We start from the raw sequence: 18,370 nt of genomic DNA on the forward strand, positions 1-18,370 counted from the left end.
TTCCAGTCTCTTGAGACTTATGCTTTCACATGATTTATTCAAACGCGGCTTTTGCTAAATTCATGATGGTCATGTCATCCATTGGAGGATTATGAAGTCCTGCGCGAACATCACGATAATAGCGTTGCAATGGATTGCTACGTTGTAAGCTTTTTGCACCAACAATACGCATTGCAAGATCGACGACATGCACAGCACTGTTGGTCACAACATGTTTCACACCGGCTAATTCACCGGCTAAGCTTGCTGGTTTGTCTGTCGTATCCCACTTCTTTGCAACACTGTACATAAAATGCCTTGCCTGCATAAGTGTAAGCTCTATTTCTCCAATCATTTTTTGGACATTTGGTAATTCACTAATGGTACCTTCAATACTATTTGGTGAATATTCACTTGCAAATTGCACAGCATAATCTCTTGCAGCTATAGCAATTCCGATGTAGCAAGCTGGAATATGCAACAGCCAACCACTTGCTTCCTTCTTCTTAAATTCACTTAATCGATCCGTTAAGTAGTCAAAGGGAACCTCAACATCTTGTAAAATCAAATCATGACTTCCTGTTCCGCGCATCGCAATCATATCCCATGTTTCTTCGATAGCCACCCCTGTTGTATGTTGAGGAATCATAAATTGTCCAACAGCCTCTTCTCCTTCAATCGTCGCTTTCACGAGGAAAAAGTCAAGCACTGGTGACATCGTCGTAAATGTTTTTCGACCATTGATGATCCACCCGTTTTCTGTTCGTAAAGCTGTTGTTTCTGGTTTTCCACCTCTAGTGGGGCTTCCTGTTCTTGGTTCAGTTGCAGCACTGTTAATGAGAGCGCCGTTTTGAATTTGACGGAACATAAAATCGAGCGTCTCGTCTTTCCAAGGGCGTTTTTCACGTAGGTCCATCGTAATTCCCATATGCCATCCGATACTTAAAGCTGTAGAGGCATCTCCTTGCGCTAGCTGTTCTTGACATAAAAGCAAATCATAAAGAGATAATTGTTGTCCTTCGTACTCTTTTCCTAAGGACCATGTATGATAACCAATTGCTTTTAAGTCCTTGATATTGTCAAAAGGAAACTCTCCTTTTTCGTCTAAGCTTTGTGCCCGTTTACGAAAAATTGGCAGCAAAGAAGCAAGCTGTTCGTATCGCTCTTGCTGTTCCTTCGTTTTCACAAACGAAAGTACCATCTCTGTCATCTCCTATTTATGCATTGATACACCCTGCAGTTAATAACAGGGTTTATCAATCGGATTAGTTAGTATCATCATAGCACAACCTTTTCAAACTGTGCATGTATAAGCACTCTTGTACGAACCGTTTTTACTTCTTTTGCTTTCGTTTCATCTCACTGGCGACTTGTTGAGATTGTTCGTTCCCACGTTCTAAATGGCTGACAATAGACGCATAATCATCATCATGACGATTCTGACTTAACTTATAAGCGGCTTCCATTCGTGTTACTCGTAACTCAAATCCCACTATACCTTTTAAGTCACGATTGAAAACATTCTTCGGGATATCCTCTATCTTCACTGGCTTCTTCATTTCACTTTCATATTTTCTCATCATGGCAATCACCATTTCTTTTAATGCATCGCCCTCAATCAAATCTACGTTTCCATATACATGTACCGCTTCATAATTCCATGTCGACACATTTGGCTGATCATACCATGAAGCCGAAACATAGGCATGCGGTCCTTGAAAAATAATTAGAACTTCTCCTTTTTCAAACGTTTTCCACTGTGGATTAGCTTTTGATAGATGACCTGTAATATACCAATGCCCGTCTCTTTTGCTAACTTCTACAGGAATATGTGTCGCAAGTGGAGACCCTTCCTTCACACTAACAATGGTTGCAAATGAATGTTTTTGCATGAACTGAAAAATTTCTTCATCGTTCGTTTCTTTATATTGCTTAGGTATATACATCATGACCACTCCTATATTCATTTATTTTGTTCTTTACGTTCTTTTGGCTTAGTTATAAAATAAAAGTCGTAATGAAATTAAGAAGGAGCGACGTGCATGCACGCAATTGGACAATTACCATCAAAATTAAATGGTCACTCAATTTTAGAAAACATACAAGAAACAATCATTGTTGCGGATCTACATTATCAAATTCAATGGTTGAATTCAACAGCTGTTGAAACGCTATCGCCTCTGTTTCATTTATATGGTGTCAAACATATTGATGACGTGATTGGTTTGCATATGGATATGTTTCATTCATCTCCTGCTCATCAACAGCAAATTATGAAGGGGCTAGAGTCAACACATCGTGCACGTATTACTATTAAAAACTTATATGTAGCTGAAACCGTTATTCACCCTATTTATAATGAAGAAGGTGAAAAGAAAGCTTATTTGCTCATGCTTTTAGACGTTACAAAACAAGCAAAGCGAGAACAAGAGAACGAACAAATGATTGAAGATCTCTCCTCACCGTTATTAAAAATTTGGGATGAAGTATTAGCATTGCCTATTGTCGGTAAGCTTGATCATTCGAGAAGTACAAAGCTGGCTGAAAAGGTGTTACAAGAGTGTGTAAAAGAGCGAGCACGCTATTTTTTGATTGATCTATCTTCCCTAAAAACAATGGATGATGACAGTGGCCATCATATTAATATCATTCATGAAGCACTTCGCCTCATTGGAACAACTTGTCTTATTGTCGGCATTTCCGCTCAAATGGCACAGTCGATTGTAAGCCTTGATTATCATTGGAAAACATTTGGAAACGTCCGCCAAGGAATTGCTTATATCTTAAAGCAAGAAGGTAAACGAATCACATCAATTGACAATTAATAGTTACATTTTTATTCACTCTTTCAAAGCCGGCCTTTCATTTTATGTAAAAGTCGGTTTTTTCTTGCCTACTTTCACATTCCATTTTTGTGTTTTTAACATATGATACATCATACAGGAAAGAAAAAGGAGGTCATTTATATGTTTCCATTCGGCCAATCCCCTTTTAAAAAACAATTAGAATCTTTTACTGGGGGTATGAATCCAAAAGATGTGGATAAGTATGTACAACAAGTTGTTTCGAGTGCGCTCGGTAAATCATTTCCCGATTTTATGCAAAATAACGAGTTTTTTCAGCAGTCCTTACAAAAACAGAAGCCATTTTCACCCATGGAAGAAAGCACAAGTCGTTTAGAATCTCATATTTTTGAAACACATGACGAATGTATTGTTCAAGTGAATATCCCGGATAAAAGCATGATGAGCACCCTGAAATTTTCACACACTCCGTACTCATTTGTGATTGAAAATAGAGGAAAAGAGCCTTTCAAGGAAGAAATTAAGTTTCCTTGTTCGGTTAGTCGAAAAGGGACAAAGGCAATTTATCGTAATGGTACGTTAGAAGTGAAGTTTGCAAAATATCAAAATTTACCTGTAACAGATATTCACATTCTTGATTACGATTAATAAAAGTCTTGTAGCACAATGTGACTCAAAGCAATTCTAATTTTTCCTTTACATCACTATGTCTACGTAGCTCAAGATATAAACCACTGCTTTTTTAGGACAGTTTAGTCTCCCTTGCTACTGACCTTTCCATTTAATGAAAACAGCGAAACTCGTTTAAGGGCTTCGCTGTTTACTTATTGGCTATATTTTTTATAGTTTCGATAGGATGCTATTTCATCTTCGCGTTCTTCGGGTACAAACATGACTTGAGGCTTCCCTACAATCGGATGAGGGACAAGCGCTAGCTCTACATCATATACCTCTTGCAATATCTCTTTCTCGTTAAAAATTCGTTCCATTCCTACTTCTGCAATTCGACCCTCTTTTAACAATACACATTCATCTGCAAAGAGTGAAGCGATGTTCAAATCATGCAGTATGGCAAGAATGGTAAGATTACGTTCTTTTTGAAGTCGCTTTAACAACTGCAATAATTCCATCGCATGACGCACATCTAAATGATTCGTTGGTTCGTCTAAGAACAAATACTCCGGCTCTTGAGCTAGTGCTTTTGCTAGTAATACTCGTTGCTTTTCACCCCCACTTAATTCATGAAAAGCATGATGACGAAATTGCCATACATTCGTAAGCGTCATCATCTCTTCAACTATTTCGTGGTCACGTTTTGTTTCGTGCTGAAACCATCCAGAAGACTGATGCGGATATCGACCTAGCGATACAATCTCTTTTACTGTAAAATTTAATCCCATTTGATGTTCTTGCGTCATGACTGCCACTTTTTTTGCTAGTTCAATTGAGGAATAGCTCTTTATTTGCTTACCCTCTAATAAAAGGTTCCCTTTATGTAGAGGAATCGTATTCATTAATAAACGAATAATGGTCGTTTTCCCACTTCCATTTGGACCGAGCAATGTCACAAATTGTCCTTTTTGAACCGTAAATGAAATATCTTGAACGGTTGGATGCTTTTTATCATATCCACCTGTTACCTGCTGAAGTTCAATCATGATAATCCCCTTCTTCTTGACCGTTCTTTTATCAATAAAAGTGTAAATACCGGCGACCCAATTAGCGCAGTCACAACTCCAATTGGTAGCTCACGTGGGTCAATCACCATTCGTGCAATCAAATCGGCAAAGACAAGGTAGCTTCCTCCAATCAAAATGGACAGTGGCAACACATGTTTATGATTGGCACCAACAACAAGACGTACAAGGTGAGGAATAACAAGGCCAACAAACCCAATTGCTCCTGAGACCGCAACGGCTGATCCTGTTAGCAAAGAAGCTCCAATTAAAATAAAGGTTTTCTTTCGCTTTACGTTAATTCCCATAAACTGAGCTGATTGATCGCCTAAGGCAAATCCATTCAATTCTCGGTAGTGAGATAAAATCATAAACGCTCCAACAAGAAAAAATGGAAGAAGCAGTTGTATATGCCCCCATCCCCTCATTGCTACACTTCCCATTAACCAATATAAAATTTGACTTACATCTTCACGTGGTGATAATGCAATAATTAACGAGTTTAACGCACTAATAAAAGAAGATAAAATAATACCTGATAAAATAATGGTTTCATTTGCTAATGTGCCACTTGCTAGCTTTGTAATTCCAAAAACAAGTAATAACGTTACAAAACCCGTGAAGATGCCAATGATCGGCAATGTGTACGAGCCAAACCATGTAATATTCCACTGAAAATAAAGAACCATCACAGCACCTAATGACGCTCCTGATGAAACACCGATTGTATACGGATCTGCAAGGGGATTTCGTAACAATCCTTGAAAGGCTGCTCCAGCTAATCCAAGTGCCGCTCCTACAAAGAAAGCAACAAGAACACGAGGAAAGCGAATTTGCCATATAATCATTTCCATGTTTTTTACACCATGGTATAAATCTATACCTGTTGTTTTCTCTATGATGATGCGTAAAATATCAAGAACGGTCAATGAGACCGTTCCTAAAAATAAAGCCGTTAAAATGGATAAACAAACAAGAATTACGCTAATTGTGTAAAATAAGCTTTTTTTATTCAGTAAAAACGTCTGGATAAATGAGTTTCCCAAGCGTTTCCACTCCTTCAACAAGACGTGGTCCTGGTCTTGTCACTGTATCGTTGTTCACATCAAATACTTGTTTGTTTTTCACTGCTGGTACTTCCGCCCAACCTTGTCGGCTATATACTTGTTGTTCTGGATTTTCAATATAGTAACCATATGTTGTAATAATAACATCTGGATTTAACGAAACAGCTTGTTCTTCATTCATTTTAATCCAACCTTCTTGATCACCTGCTACATTCTCAGCTTGAATGGTTTCAAGCATTTCATGCATAAATGTATTAGTACCTGTTGTAAAAATATCTGGTTGAGGAGAAACTTCCACCCATACCTTTTTCTCTTCCGTTATAGCCTTTGCTTTCTCTTTCATTTCATCCATTTCTTGCTTCATCTTCCCGACAACTTCATTTGCTTCTTCTGTTTGACCTGTCGCTTTTCCAAGTAAGGAAATGGATTCATATACATCCTCAAATGATTGACCAGACTTTATTATCATGACATTAATTCCCGCATCTTTCAATTGCTTTACACTATCAAGTGAGTTTGTATAATGATAGTCTTGTAAAAGGATTAAGTCTGGTGATAATTCTAGAATTTTTTCCAGGTTCATCTGTTGTGCGCCTACTTTTTCAAGTTTCTCCGTCGCTTCTGGGTAATTACAATAATCAGAAACCCCAACTACTTCTTTATCTAAGCCTAATGAAAAGATGATTTCAGTTGTGCTAGGAAGAAGCGAAACAATGCGTTCAGGCTTTTGTTCAATGATCACTTCTTCTCCTACGTCATCTGTTAATGTGACAGGAAAAGCACTTGTTTCTTCCACGATTGTATTACTTTCCTTTGATTGGCTGACAGGTTTTTCATTCGTACACCCAATCAATATACTCATCATGATCATCAATAATAAGCTACCGATACTGAATTGTTTTTTCATATTCATTCCCCTTTAATTGGTTTACTTGGCGTATTGGTCCATCAGACGGTATACGTCATCAATGTTTACAGACTCACGCACATGAGAGGCTAACCTCGCAAACTCTTTCTCTTTTTTTTCTTTTATATTTATCGTTTCTTCAATGGAAGAAAGCCCTTTTTGATTTCTTATCTTATTTAGGAACGTACGTCGGAATACATCGTTATGAAAAACATCATGTAAGTACGTACCTTGTATATGGTTTACTAAGCATCCTTCTCTTTCACCATTTAACATGGCAAATGATTGAACAGGTTTGATGTAACAAGTTTGTCCCATATGTATTTCATAGCCTTCTAGAGGTATGCGCTTGTGCTTATCTAAAAATGACTCTCCTGTCACACGAATGGTCTTTTTCTTTGTTGTTAACGTGGTTTCAATAGGTAAATAGGATAAGCCTTCTACCTGTTCATTTGGTGATTCTACATGATGAGGGTCAAATAATTGATTTCCTAACATTTGATAACCGCCACATATGCCAACGATGTAAGTTCCCCGTTTCTCTGCTTCTTTTATGTAAGGTTCAAACCCTTGATATCGTAGCCACTGTAAGTCTTCAATGGTATTTTTACTACCAGGTAAAATAATGACATCTGGTGTATGTAAGTCAGATGGCTTTTTTACAAATCGAACACGACAATCTGGTTCTAAACGAAGAGGATCTATATCGGTAAAATTTGACATGCGCGGATACGATAAGACTGCAATATCTATATCTTTTTTGTCATTTTCCCCTTCATACCTATGCAGCGTCAGTGAGTCTTCTCCATCAATTTCTAGGTTTTCAACGTACGGCACCACTCCAAGAACAGGGATTCCTGTGTAGCGCTCAAACCAATCGAGTCCTGGTTGTAAAAGTGTTAGATCGCCTCGGAATTTATTGATGATGACCCCTACGACACGCTTTTGATCAGCTTCTTCTAAAAGTTGTAATGTTCCTACCAAACTTGCGAACACTCCACCTCGATCGATATCTCCAACTAAAATAACTGGTGCATCAGCAATTTGAGCGACTCGCATGTTGACAATCTCACGATCATTTAAATTCACTTCTGCCGGACTACCTGCCCCTTCAATGACAACACAATCATAATGAGACGCTAAAGATTCATACGCTTCTTTTATCACCTTTAATCCTGTTTCAAAAAAATCATTTCGATATTCAAAAGCACGCAAATTTTGTATAGGTTGTCCATGAACAACAATTTGTGCTTCTTGATCACGGGTTGGTTTAATTAAAATAGGATTCATATTCGTGGTTGCGTCAATACCCGCTGCTTCGGCTTGAATTCCTTGCGCGCGCCCAATTTCTTTTCCATCAATCGTAATATAAGAGTTCAATGACATGTTTTGTGATTTAAAAGGGGCTGTTTGCAAGCCATCTTCGGAAAAAATACGACACAAAGCAGTTGTAATAATACTTTTTCCAGCATCTGAATGTGTTCCTTGAATCATAATCGAGCGTGCTTTTTTATTAATATTCAATGCCATAAATAGCGCTCACACCTTCGTCGTAATAATGTTTTTCAGCTTCAATGACTGAAACCAAATCGGCAACATCTTTTATTTCTTGTTTCGCTCCTCTTCCTGTTATAACAAGATGAACATGCTTTGGACGACTTTTAATGACTTCAATTACCTCATCAAGTGGTAAAACATCCTCAATGTTAAATCGCTCAATTGCCAATGCGTTGTTTAACTCATCTAAAATGATAAGGTCATATTTTCCACTCATAATCGTTTCTTGAGCCACTTTCCATGCATGTTCCAAAGCTACTCGATGTTCTTCAGGTGTTTTTGTCCATGTAAAACCAACTCCTAACATCTCTACTTCCGCGCCCAGCTTCATTAAGGCTGCTTGCTCACCATATCCTCGTCTTGGTGATTTAATAAATTGAAGCACCTTAACATGAAGACCTCGTCCGATGGAACGAAGCGCAACACCAAATGCAGCTGTTGTCTTGCCCTTCCCATCACCTGTATACACAAGCGTCATGCCTCTTTCTTCTCTTTCCACTTTGCTCCCTCCCCTATTTTTCTGATAATAAAAAAACCTTGGCGTTATAAGCCAAGGTTTGATCATATACTCTTATTTATACATGATAAGCTTGACTTATCTTTCCCACCGAAAAATAAGAAATGTGTTTTTAAAGCAGGTCTCCTGGCTTGTGCTTCTCTTTACTTCTGCTTCCTTCCTAGCATATGCTAGTGGTATTTAGCAGGTTCATCCACACTTACAGTAGCGGGGGCTGCATCGGACTTTCACCGATTTCCCTATTATCCTTTCTAATAAAAGGCACTTTAAAAAATATGAAATTTTCAAAATCTATTTCATTCTAGCTGAAAAGTATCCGTTCGACAAGAAATTTTTGTTAATTATAGATAATGATTGATTAATTGTTCGCGTAACTTCTCTGTTTTTCTCTGTGTAAGTAAGCTCATCACCACAAAGCTTACAAGCGATAATCCAATAGGCAGTACTACCGTATGCATTCCAAATGGATTTGGATAGTATGTATGAATAAGAATGTAAGAGGTCATGCCGACAATCATGCCTGCAATTGCTCCGTATTTATTTCCTTTTGACCAATACAAGCCTAGCACAATCGGCCAAATAAAGACGGATTCTAGTCCACCGAATGAAAACAAGTTGAACCAAATTAGTAAATCAGGTGGTTGAATTGCCACTAAAAAAACCGCAATTCCAAGGAAAGCTGTTGACAGAAAGCTCCATTTTCTTACTTGCTTTTCGTTTGCGTTTGGATTGATATAATTTAAATACACATCTTTTACAATTGCTGAGCTTACGAGTAATAAAATTGAATCAACCGTAGACATGATGGCAGCCATTGGTGCTGCTAATACAATACCAGCTAACCATGCTGGTAATACTTCCATTGCTAACAATGGCATGACTGAATCTCCAACTTCAATTCCTGGAATGACCGCTCTTGCAAATACACCTGTCAAATGCATTCCAAGCATGATAACGCCAACAACGACTGTACCAATGATCATCGCTTGATGCATCGCTCTAGAATTTTTATAAGACATTGCTCGAACTGCTACTTGTGGTAATCCTACAACCCCTACACCAACTAAAATCCAAAAAGAGGAAACATATAGTGGTGTTAAGGATTGATCAGCGCCATATGGACTGATCAGGTTTGGATTTTGTTGAACTAACTCATTCATAATGTTACCAACTCCACCACCTGCATGAATCGTAGCTACTAACAATATGACGGTTCCAAGAAACATAACAATTCCTTGAAGAGAGTCGGTTAGTACTACTGCCCGAAACCCACCAATGGATACATATAACAACACAGTAATAGCAAAAATCGTAAGTGCGCTTTCATAAGAAATACCAATGACAGATTGAATTAAACGTCCTCCTCCTACCCATTGGGCTGCAAGAGATGAGAACAAAAAAACAATAATACTAATTGCTGATAGTACAACTACAACATTGCTTTCATATCGTGTTTTAAGAAAATCCACCAGTGTAACAGCATTCATTTTACGAGAAATGATCGCAAACTTTTTCCCTAACGTTGTGAGAACAAAATAGCCAGTTACGACTTGAATGACAGCTAACAAAACCCAAGCAAGCCCTGTTTGATAAGCAATTCCTGGACCTCCTATAAAGCTGCTTGCACTTCCGTATGTGGCCACCATCGTCATTGCTAAAATGAAGCCACCTAATTGACGACCACCTAAATAATAATCACTCACAAATTGATTAGAACCACGATTGCGCTTCGACATAAAAATACCAATAAAAAAGACGAGAAGAATAAAGATAACTAGCGGAATGATTACACCCCAGTTCATGAGTTTTCACCTCCGCTTTCATCTTCGAACGGAATATCTGTAAAATAGACATTTACAATCCATACTACAAGAAGAACAATTAAAATGAAGCCTACTATGCAGCTATAAAAAAACCAAGTGGGAAACCCCATAATGTATGTATATTCTTTTACTGACTTCGATCCGAAACCATATGCAAAGCCAAACCACCAGATAAAGTGGAACAACGCCAGGCCTATGCCGATTTTAGCTTCACGATGAGCGATTTTAAAACGCTTTTTTCTTTGCTGTTTTTCCTCTAGTTTCATGCTGCCTCTCCTTTCTGTTTTTTGATTATACCGTTCATTGCGTTCTTCTTCTATCTTTCCTTGTGAAATAGAAAAAGTATGAATATTTCGTGAAATAATCACTTTTTTATTTTACAAATTTTACACCTATTAGGAAAGCTTTTCTTGTTTATTGTTTAATCATTCATACGTTTACACTCATTTTTCAGCTGCTGCCTTTTAACGTACAGGTCGTTTCATTAAAATTTGGCGACTTCTAACAAGGGTCCATGCTACAATGATAAAGGTGAATTGATGATAGATTCATAGAATTGAGGTGATTGTGATGAAAAAAATAATCCTAATTAGTCTTTTTAGCATTGTTTTTCTCTATCTCATTGGTGCGAATGTTTTAATTTATCAAGCTGCACATAAAGATGTACCGGCACACGCGGATTACGTCATGATACTTGGAGCAAAAGTAAATGGAGAAACAATGTCACTTAGCTTATCTAATCGAGCACAAGAAGCGCTCGCATATGCAAAAGAAAATCCAGATACTAAAGTCATTACAACAGGTGGACAGGGTCCGGGAGAAGACATAACAGAAGCAGAAGCTGTCGCTCGTTATTTAATTAAAAATGGAATTGATGAGAAACGAATAGTAAAAGAAGATGCATCCACTTCTACATATGAAAACTTTTTATTCACAAAAAAACTAGCTCATATAGAGAACAAAACCTTTGTAGTCGTTAGCAATGACTTTCACCTTTATCGTGCTTCTATCATTGCAAAGCGCCAAGGTTTTACCATGTTTCCTTTAGCAGCTGAAACACCTCTGGCTATTAAAGTTCAAGCATATGTTCGAGAATATGCAGCTATTATTAAAACATGGTTAATCGATAAATAAAGGGCTGAACCAACAGGAGTGTATAATATCCTGTTTGACTCAGCCCACTCAACTTTTCTTTTTCATTGTCATTCTAACCAAACTGCTAACTTGTGTATGATATTCTTTTCCCACTGTAATCATTCGGTTTAATGTTCATAAATCATTTTTCGCGTCATGCCACCATCGACAATAAGATTTGTTCCTGTCACAAAATCATTTTCAGGGTGCGTTAAATACAAACAAGCTTTTGCGATATCACTTGGTTTACCTACACGCTGTGACGGATGTTGGGTATGATCAATATCACGTAGCGCTTCATAATCACTCGTTTCAATCCAACCTGGTGAAACGGCATTGACAGTGATGTGATCTTCACCAAGAGAAATGGCCAATGCATGTGTTAATGCGACAATGCCGCCTTTAGTAGCAGCATATGCTTCTGTATGTGGCTCTGACATAGAAGCCCTTGTTGAGGCTACATTAACAATGGATCCGCCTTTTTCATTTTGCTTCATTTGTTTCGCTGCTTCTCTTGAGCACAAGAAAACACTCCGTAAGTTGATATTTATCATATCATCCCACTCCTCAATCGATAAATCATAAGGGGATTTCCACCTCGTAACACCTGCATTATTAATTAAGATATTGATTCCACCATATGTACGAACCGCTTCTTTCATTAAGTTCACCACATCTTGTTCACTTCTCACATCCGTTTTCACAAATGTCGCTTCACCACCTGCTTCACGAATGTGATTTTCATGCTCCTTTCCAGCCATTTCATCAAGGTCAGCGATTAACACCCTTGCCCCTTTTTGTGCATATTGCTTTGATACTTCTTTACCAATTCCATTTGCTGCTCCTGTTACAACCACTACTTGTCCTTTATAGATCATTTTCTTCAACTCCACTTGCGTCATTTTATACCTCTATATACCCATAAGAAAACGAGACAAACCATTCACAGACAGCTTGTCCCGTTCAACCTTCTACTTTTCCTCTTTAAACAATTGACTAACAACAAACAACTTAAAGGTTTCGAGTGTCATCGAACAACCTGATGCTTTCGGATGTCCTCCGCCACCTAGATGCCCAGCGATTTCAGCTAAGTTAATGTGATCCTTCACTGCTCGAAAACCAATTTTCTGTCGACCCATATCAACTAATACAGAGAAATCAATGTCTTCATTTTCTAGACAAAGAGCATTTCCAAGCTCTGATTGATAATTTTCCGCAAATACAATTCCTGCTACATATTCTTCACCTGCAATTGTAACGGAAGCTGTAATCATTTGCTTTTGTTTATCATGAATATATTTTTCAATCTTCTTTTCTTCGGCCTCTAGTAAAATTTGATGACGCTCATTGAATTCGAAGACCTCATCTTTTTCATAAGAAGCCTTCAATTTTTCATACACCATTTCTTTGAATTCTTCATGATTAATTAAATAATAAAGGTGATTGAGTCTTTTTGCCTTTTCATTTTTCTCTTTAAACCAATCCCACGTATCAAACAACCGTACAAGCTCAACATATTCATCTAGCGCTTTTGTTCTCGTAAGAAGCTTTTGATTCAGTAGATATTCATAAAATAAAGAAGTAGCTGCCGTTTTTGTACCTGATTTATCTTCTGGTGTCACATACACCCACTCATATTTTTCCGCAAGAGGTAATGCAGAGATATGGTGATCAATAAGCGTCACTTTCTGCCCTTTTCCTACAAGTTCATTTAATCGAGCTGCTACTTCTTCACTTACACTAATATCCGTTATGTAAATCTCTACATTACTTTCATTATGTTCATCTAAAAAGTGGGTTACCGTTTCATCAATGCGGCCAATTCCGACTGTATCATAATCAAATTCTTGCCCTTCGAATGCAAGCATCCCTAGAATAGCTGGGCTTACCCCATCTAAGTCATTGTGTGAAAATAATTTAATTTTTGCCATTAAAAAACTCCTTCATTTTTCTGCTATTAGTATGTCCAGCTCTCCATTACTTTACTGCTATGTTGTCATATTTACATACACACATACCTTGATTCATTATATCGGATTGTCACTTAAAATCCACATATATAAAAGATACGTTTACAAGAAGAAGCATGAATAGTAGAAAAATACGAGGCTCTCCGTGGAAAGCCTCGTATTTTTTATGCACTTATTGAATGATTCTCTTTTTTCTCACGCTTTTTCTCAAATGAATCTACAAATACTGCTGCTGCAGCGTCACCTACAATGTTGACGGACGTTCTGAACATGTCAAGTACACGATCAATCGCTGCAATAAGAGCAATTCCTTCAACAGGTAATTGAACAGCGGCTAAAACCATCGTTAACATAATCATACCCGCTCCTGGTACACCTGCCGTCCCAACAGATGCGACTGTAGCCGTAAACATAATCATCATGATTTCAGCCATTCCTAACTCAATACCATAAAATTGAGCAATGAATAACGCTGCAACCCCCTGGTAAATAGCACTTCCATCCATATTCATCGTGGCACCGAGTGGTAAAACAAAGCTTGCTGTTTTTTTCGATACACCTAAATTTTCTTGTGTGTTCTTTAACGAAATCGGAAGCGTGGCACCACTACTAGCCGTACTAAAGGCGACAATACCAGCAGGAGCAATCCCTTTTAGAAACGCAACGGGATTCATTTTACCAAAAACCTTTACTGTCAATAAATAAGCAACAAGTACTTGTGTGACACATCCAAGCCCTACAGCTACAATAACTTTTATTAACGGCATTAATACAGCTGCTCCATACTCGCCGATGATTGGCGCCACCATCCCGAATATACCAATTGGCGCTATAACCATAACGCCGCTTGTAATTTTAAACATCACTGTAGAAAATGATTCAAACAGACGCTTTACAGGCCTTGCTTCCTCTCCAACAAATAAAATCCCTAGACCTATCGCAATTGCTAAGAAAATAATTTGCAAAATGTTACCGTCCATTAGCGCTGCAAATGGATTTTCAGGAATAATCGTAAGAATGGTTTCAACGAATGTTGGTGCTTCAGCTTGAGCTGCTTCAGTTCCTTGTGGTTCGTTTACTTTAACACCACTTCCAGGAGATAGCACAACTCCATAAAAAATACCAATTCCGACTGCAATAAGTGTCGTTACCATATAATAAGCGATGGTTCGTCCACCCATACTGAACAATTGCTTGCTATCTTGCAAACTTGTAATTCCCACAATCAGTGTTGTTAAAATAAGTGGTGCCATTATAAACTTAATTAGTCTCAAGAACAAATCGCCAAGCGGTTGTACGATGGCCATTTTCTCTTTGAAAATTAAACCGAGTACAAGAGCTAACGTAAAGGCAATAAGTACTTGCGTGAGTAATGAAAGCTTTTTCAATATGGTTCACTCTCCTTTTTATTTAATTCCGAACATTGAGTGAAAACCTTTTCCCTCCATCACCGCTTATGTATACAAAAAGCCCATACCCACCTTTTGAGTATGAGCTAACCCCTTATAATTGTTATTGCATTGTTCGAACGATGTTTATCACTAGTAACATCTTATCATCATTTTGATGTGTGTCAAGTATTGAGCATAAGATAAAAAGCGAACATTCCACAATTTCCCCTTTGTATATTACGTATTTTTTCCTGCGATGCCATAAAAGAATAAATGTAACATCTCTTTTGCTTTTTCTTGTTTTTCAAAGAATGGAGAATGAGCTGGTAATTGATCCAATTGATTTTTAAGAGCTTGAATGAAAAAGAGGACCGATTCAACCGAGATGTTTTCAGAAATCTCTCCTTTATTCTTGCCTTCGATAATAAATGAAACAAAAAGCGGAAGAGCTTTCTTTTCATAATACTCGTTGAAGTGTGCCTGTAGCTCTGTGTCACCTTCAATTGCCTCTTGAAAAAACTCTCGTTTCATTGGGTTTTCAGCATATATTTTTTCAAAGATAATTTGTTCAATTTTTGTTTGTAGCGATTCATCACTATGCATTAAATTTGTATAGACGTTTATTTGCTTCTCTAAATACTCAATAACCACTTCTCTTATTAATTGCTCTTTACTTTGAAAATGATTATAAATGGTTACTTGAGATACTTTTGCTTCTTTTGCAATTTGAGTCATGTTTACTTGCTTTGGGCCGTATTTGTTAAATAAACAATAAGCAGCGGCACGTATATCTGCTTTCTTTTGATTTTTACGTTTTTCAAATCCATTCATTCACATCACCACTATCATTGTATCAAATTAATGAACTCTTTAAACGAAAAAAGTTCAAAATTTTATTGCTTTTTTCAAAAAATATTCATACAATAATTTTGAACTATATTTTATTAAAAAGTTCAAAATTATTTCCTCAACTCATTTAAAAGGAGAGGTTTTTATGATTGAGATTACCAATCTAACAAAAACATTTCATAACGGAAAAGGAATATTTAACGTTGATTTATCTGTTAAAACAGGTGAAGTATTTGGTTTTTTAGGTCCAAACGGCGCTGGTAAGTCGTCAACCATTCGCCACTTAATGGGTTTTATGAAGGGAGATAGTGGCAAAGCATTCATCCATAAACTAGATACGTGGAAGCAAGCATCAGTTATTCAAAAACGTGTTGGTTATTTACCTGGTGAAATCTCCTTTTTAGATAACATGACAGGATTAGACTTTTTAAAGTTAATGGGTGGTATGAGAGGATTAAAAGATACAACCTATCGTGATCAATTAATCGATCGATTTCAATTTGACGTGCATACACCTATTCGAAAAATGTCAAAAGGAATGAAACAAAAAGTTGGGATTGTGGCTGCATTTATGCATCAGCCTGATGTCATTATTCTCGATGAACCAACGTCCGGATTAGATCCACTCATGCAGCAAACATTTATTGAGTTAGTACTTGAGGAAAAGAAACGTGGCGTGACCATTTTTATGTCTTCTCATATTTTTTCAGAGATAGAAAAGGCTTGCGATCGAGTGGCTATTATTAAAGACGGACGCATCGTGGCAACAGAAACCGTGAGTGAGCTACGAGCTAAGCAAACACGAAAGTTCCTTGTTACGTTTTCATCTGAAAGTGATTTGCAAACGATACTCTCTTCTCCTCTTCAAGTGGAAGATTATGAAAAAACAAAAGCACGCATTGTGGTAAAAGGAAACTATGATGAATTTTTAAATACTCTTTCTTCTGTTCGTGTGACTCACTTAGATGTAGAACATCAAAGTCTTGAAGATGTATTTATGAACTATTATGACAGAGGAGGTACAAAATGAGCCGTTCTTTGTTTTTTACCATGCTAAAAGTTCATGGAAAGTCGATTGCAAGCTATACGATTGGTTCTACTTTTTATCTATTGTTAATTGTAATGATTTATCCTTCTGTTTCAAATGTAAAAGGCCTAAACGATATTATTGCGGCCATGCCTGAAAATTTCTTAAAAGCATTTGGGATTGAAGGCGGTCTTTCTTCTCTAAGTGATTTCCTTGCAGGAGAATATTATGGCCTTCTGTTACTCGTTATCTTAAGCATCTATTGCATGACAACCGCAACTGGATCACTTGCTAAATTAGTTGATAATGGATCGATGGCTTATTTACTGGCTACACCTAACTCACGTGTAAAAATTTCTTTTACACAGGCTGTACTTGGTATTGTTGGTTTATTCATCATAATAGGTGTCACGACACTAGCGGGCATTCTTGGTGGTGAATACTTAATTGAGACGTCTGATTTTGATAAAATGGCATTTATTCAAATGAACGTAGCTGCATTCTTTCTTTTCTTTGTTATTTCAAGTTATTCTTTTTTCTTTTCAGCTTTAATGAATGATGAAAAGAAAGCGTTAAGTCTACCTGCTGCTCTAACCATCGTATTTTATGCCTGTGACCTTATCGGCAAAATGAGTGAAAAGTTTGAGTGGATGCGAAGCCTCTCTTTATTTTCATTGTTTAATCCGATTGAAATTGGACGTGGCAATGAGGACATCTTTATGTTTTGTATCCTCTTCGGGCTAATTGGCATTGCCATTTACACATTATCCATCTTGATTTTCAGCAAACGAGATTTACCTCTTTAGTTTACACGTTACAAAAAAGAAGATGAGTTAACTCATCTTCTTTTTTGTAACGTGATTTCCTTTATAGTTCAAGTCATCTTGATATACATCATAAACAAGAAAGCTAAGCGCATAGAAAAATAAGATAAAGATGATTGAATTGGTCATAATATACAAAGCAGATAAGCTTGTCCCCACGAGAAACGTTTGAAAGCTAAGACGATCACGCTGAAAGGCGAGCTGAGACATGAAATACGCCAGTCCCATTACCGCTGCTAGTAGCCAATTATTTTGAATCAGTAGTAACGTATGAAAAAAATAAAAGAAAGCTGGAAAGTACACGACACTTTCTACAAAGCCAGATACACCACTGTAAGTGAACCACCATGATCGCTCTTTCTTTGTCGTGGGTACAGTTGCTTCGACAGACATTGGTAGCTCTTGTTCTAAAAACACTCGCTCTCCATGATCACTCATCCAACCAATCATAAAAGAAACAAAAAGAAAGCCTACAAATCCTAATAATAATAAATATTCAAAAACGGCAGGATATGCGTGTGAATCTTGAATCGTTTGAAAGTAAACTGAGTTCCATCCAAAAGTAGAGAATGAAAAGTTGAAGTAAAAGATGAGTAGGACAAAAAAGAGCAAAATCAGTGCATAAAAAAAAGATTGTTCTTTATAATAGCTGACTTTTTTCCTCTCAGAAGCAATACGCCGAACGGAAATGCTTTCAATATACGGCCGGATGATGCAAATCGTCACGATTAATACTGTAAACCAAATCATAAAAAAATAAAATCACCTTTTCATTTAGTATGTAGAGAAGCAAGCAGGCTTTAACCACCCCTTACTATCTATACTAATATTTTACTATACAAAGC

Annotated in this window: 19 protein-coding genes and 1 riboswitch; of the genes, 5 read left to right on the forward strand and 14 right to left on the reverse strand. The window is 37.3% G+C overall.

Features of this window, described 5'->3' with window-relative positions:
* Positions 1 to 34: 34 nt before the first annotated feature.
* Positions 35 to 1,180: an acyl-CoA dehydrogenase family protein gene (locus JOC83_RS13060; protein ID WP_205187749.1), complete on the reverse strand. Its 1,146-nt coding sequence runs from the start codon at positions 1,178 to 1,180 to the stop codon at positions 35 to 37.
* A gap of 133 nt (positions 1,181 to 1,313) precedes the next feature.
* Complete coding sequence (locus JOC83_RS13065; RefSeq protein ID WP_205187751.1) at positions 1,314 to 1,925, reverse strand: FMN-binding negative transcriptional regulator; 612 nt, start codon at positions 1,923 to 1,925, stop codon at positions 1,314 to 1,316.
* Between the two features lie 96 nt (positions 1,926 to 2,021).
* Between JOC83_RS13065 and JOC83_RS13070 the strand changes: the two genes are divergently transcribed.
* Positions 2,022 to 2,804 (forward strand): STAS domain-containing protein, encoded by a 783-nt coding sequence (locus JOC83_RS13070; protein ID WP_205187753.1) that lies wholly within the window; start codon positions 2,022 to 2,024, stop codon positions 2,802 to 2,804.
* A 141-nt stretch (positions 2,805 to 2,945) separates the two neighbouring features.
* The gene (locus JOC83_RS13075) at positions 2,946 to 3,431 is read left to right on the forward strand and encodes a spore gernimation protein GerT (RefSeq protein WP_205187754.1); all 486 of its coding nucleotides are present in this window, start codon (positions 2,946 to 2,948) and stop codon (positions 3,429 to 3,431) included.
* Positions 3,432 to 3,607: 176 nt separating this feature from the next.
* Here the strand turns inward: JOC83_RS13075 and JOC83_RS13080 are convergent, their stop codons facing one another.
* The 7 genes from JOC83_RS13080 to JOC83_RS13110 all read right to left on the reverse strand — a co-directional run bounded on the left by JOC83_RS13080 (position 3,608) and on the right by JOC83_RS13110 (position 10,596).
* Positions 3,608 to 4,441 carry an ABC transporter ATP-binding protein gene (locus JOC83_RS13080; RefSeq protein ID WP_205187756.1) on the reverse strand — a complete coding sequence of 278 codons (834 nt, stop codon included), beginning with the start codon at positions 4,439 to 4,441 and terminating at the stop codon, positions 3,608 to 3,610.
* A complete protein-coding gene (locus tag JOC83_RS13085) occupies positions 4,438 to 5,505 on the reverse strand; it encodes a FecCD family ABC transporter permease (protein WP_205187757.1) in 1,068 nt (355 codons plus the stop codon). The genes JOC83_RS13080 and JOC83_RS13085 overlap by 4 nt, the downstream gene beginning before the upstream one ends.
* Positions 5,468 to 6,433: an ABC transporter substrate-binding protein gene (locus JOC83_RS13090; protein WP_205187759.1), complete on the reverse strand. Its 966-nt coding sequence runs from the start codon at positions 6,431 to 6,433 to the stop codon at positions 5,468 to 5,470. The genes JOC83_RS13085 and JOC83_RS13090 overlap by 38 nt, the downstream gene beginning before the upstream one ends.
* Before the next feature lie 21 nt (positions 6,434 to 6,454).
* Positions 6,455 to 7,963: a cobyric acid synthase gene (locus JOC83_RS13095; protein WP_239583505.1), complete on the reverse strand. Its 1,509-nt coding sequence runs from the start codon at positions 7,961 to 7,963 to the stop codon at positions 6,455 to 6,457.
* A complete protein-coding gene (gene cobO / locus JOC83_RS13100; protein ID WP_239583533.1) occupies positions 7,947 to 8,468 on the reverse strand; it encodes a cob(I)yrinic acid a,c-diamide adenosyltransferase in 522 nt (173 codons plus the stop codon). The genes JOC83_RS13095 and cobO overlap by 17 nt, the downstream gene beginning before the upstream one ends.
* Positions 8,469 to 8,606: 138 nt before the next feature.
* Positions 8,607 to 8,791: riboswitch (cobalamin riboswitch) on the reverse strand.
* Between the two features lie 57 nt (positions 8,792 to 8,848).
* On the reverse strand, positions 8,849 to 10,309 hold the full coding sequence (gene panF, locus JOC83_RS13105; protein ID WP_205187763.1) for a sodium/pantothenate symporter: 1,461 nt from the start codon (positions 10,307 to 10,309) through the stop codon (positions 8,849 to 8,851).
* On the reverse strand, positions 10,306 to 10,596 hold the full coding sequence (locus tag JOC83_RS13110; protein ID WP_205187764.1) for a YhdT family protein: 291 nt from the start codon (positions 10,594 to 10,596) through the stop codon (positions 10,306 to 10,308). Before JOC83_RS13110 ends, panF begins: the two co-directional genes overlap by 4 nt.
* A 304-nt stretch (positions 10,597 to 10,900) precedes the next feature.
* Here JOC83_RS13110 and JOC83_RS13115 point away from each other — a divergent pair, with 304 nt between their 5' ends.
* On the forward strand, positions 10,901 to 11,464 hold the full coding sequence (locus JOC83_RS13115) for a YdcF family protein (protein WP_205187765.1): 564 nt from the start codon (positions 10,901 to 10,903) through the stop codon (positions 11,462 to 11,464).
* Between the two features lie 128 nt (positions 11,465 to 11,592).
* On the opposite strand, the gene JOC83_RS13120 is transcribed toward JOC83_RS13115, so the two are convergent.
* The 4 genes from JOC83_RS13120 to JOC83_RS13135 all read right to left on the reverse strand — a co-directional run bounded on the left by JOC83_RS13120 (position 11,593) and on the right by JOC83_RS13135 (position 15,656).
* Positions 11,593 to 12,342, reverse strand: a complete 750-nt coding sequence (locus tag JOC83_RS13120) for a glucose 1-dehydrogenase (protein WP_205187766.1) — start codon at positions 12,340 to 12,342, stop codon at positions 11,593 to 11,595.
* A 93-nt stretch (positions 12,343 to 12,435) separates the two neighbouring features.
* Entirely contained in the window at positions 12,436 to 13,395 is a 960-nt protein-coding gene (locus tag JOC83_RS13125) for a DHH family phosphoesterase (protein WP_205187768.1), read from the reverse strand.
* A gap of 203 nt (positions 13,396 to 13,598) precedes the next feature.
* A complete protein-coding gene (locus JOC83_RS13130; RefSeq protein ID WP_205187769.1) occupies positions 13,599 to 14,822 on the reverse strand; it encodes a dicarboxylate/amino acid:cation symporter in 1,224 nt (407 codons plus the stop codon).
* 240 nt (positions 14,823 to 15,062) lie between these two features.
* Positions 15,063 to 15,656 (reverse strand): TetR/AcrR family transcriptional regulator, encoded by a 594-nt coding sequence (locus JOC83_RS13135; RefSeq protein WP_205187770.1) that lies wholly within the window; start codon positions 15,654 to 15,656, stop codon positions 15,063 to 15,065.
* A 163-nt stretch (positions 15,657 to 15,819) separates the two neighbouring features.
* On the opposite strand from JOC83_RS13135, the gene JOC83_RS13140 reads away from it, so the two are divergent.
* Both JOC83_RS13140 and JOC83_RS13145 read left to right on the forward strand, forming a co-directional pair.
* Positions 15,820 to 16,704, forward strand: coding sequence for an ABC transporter ATP-binding protein (locus JOC83_RS13140; protein WP_205187772.1), 885 nt, complete (start codon positions 15,820 to 15,822; stop codon positions 16,702 to 16,704).
* Positions 16,701 to 17,507 carry an ABC transporter permease subunit gene (locus JOC83_RS13145; protein ID WP_205187773.1) on the forward strand — a complete coding sequence of 269 codons (807 nt, stop codon included), beginning with the start codon at positions 16,701 to 16,703 and terminating at the stop codon, positions 17,505 to 17,507. Before JOC83_RS13140 ends, JOC83_RS13145 begins: the two co-directional genes overlap by 4 nt.
* Before the next feature lie 27 nt (positions 17,508 to 17,534).
* Here JOC83_RS13145 and JOC83_RS13150 read toward each other — a convergent pair whose 3' ends face one another.
* Positions 17,535 to 18,275: a hypothetical protein gene (locus tag JOC83_RS13150; RefSeq protein WP_205187775.1), complete on the reverse strand. Its 741-nt coding sequence runs from the start codon at positions 18,273 to 18,275 to the stop codon at positions 17,535 to 17,537.
* Between the last annotated feature and the right edge of the window lie 95 nt (positions 18,276 to 18,370).

The organism is Priestia iocasae, assembly GCF_016909075.1.
Lineage (GTDB): Bacteria > Bacillota > Bacilli > Bacillales > Bacillaceae_H > Priestia > Priestia iocasae.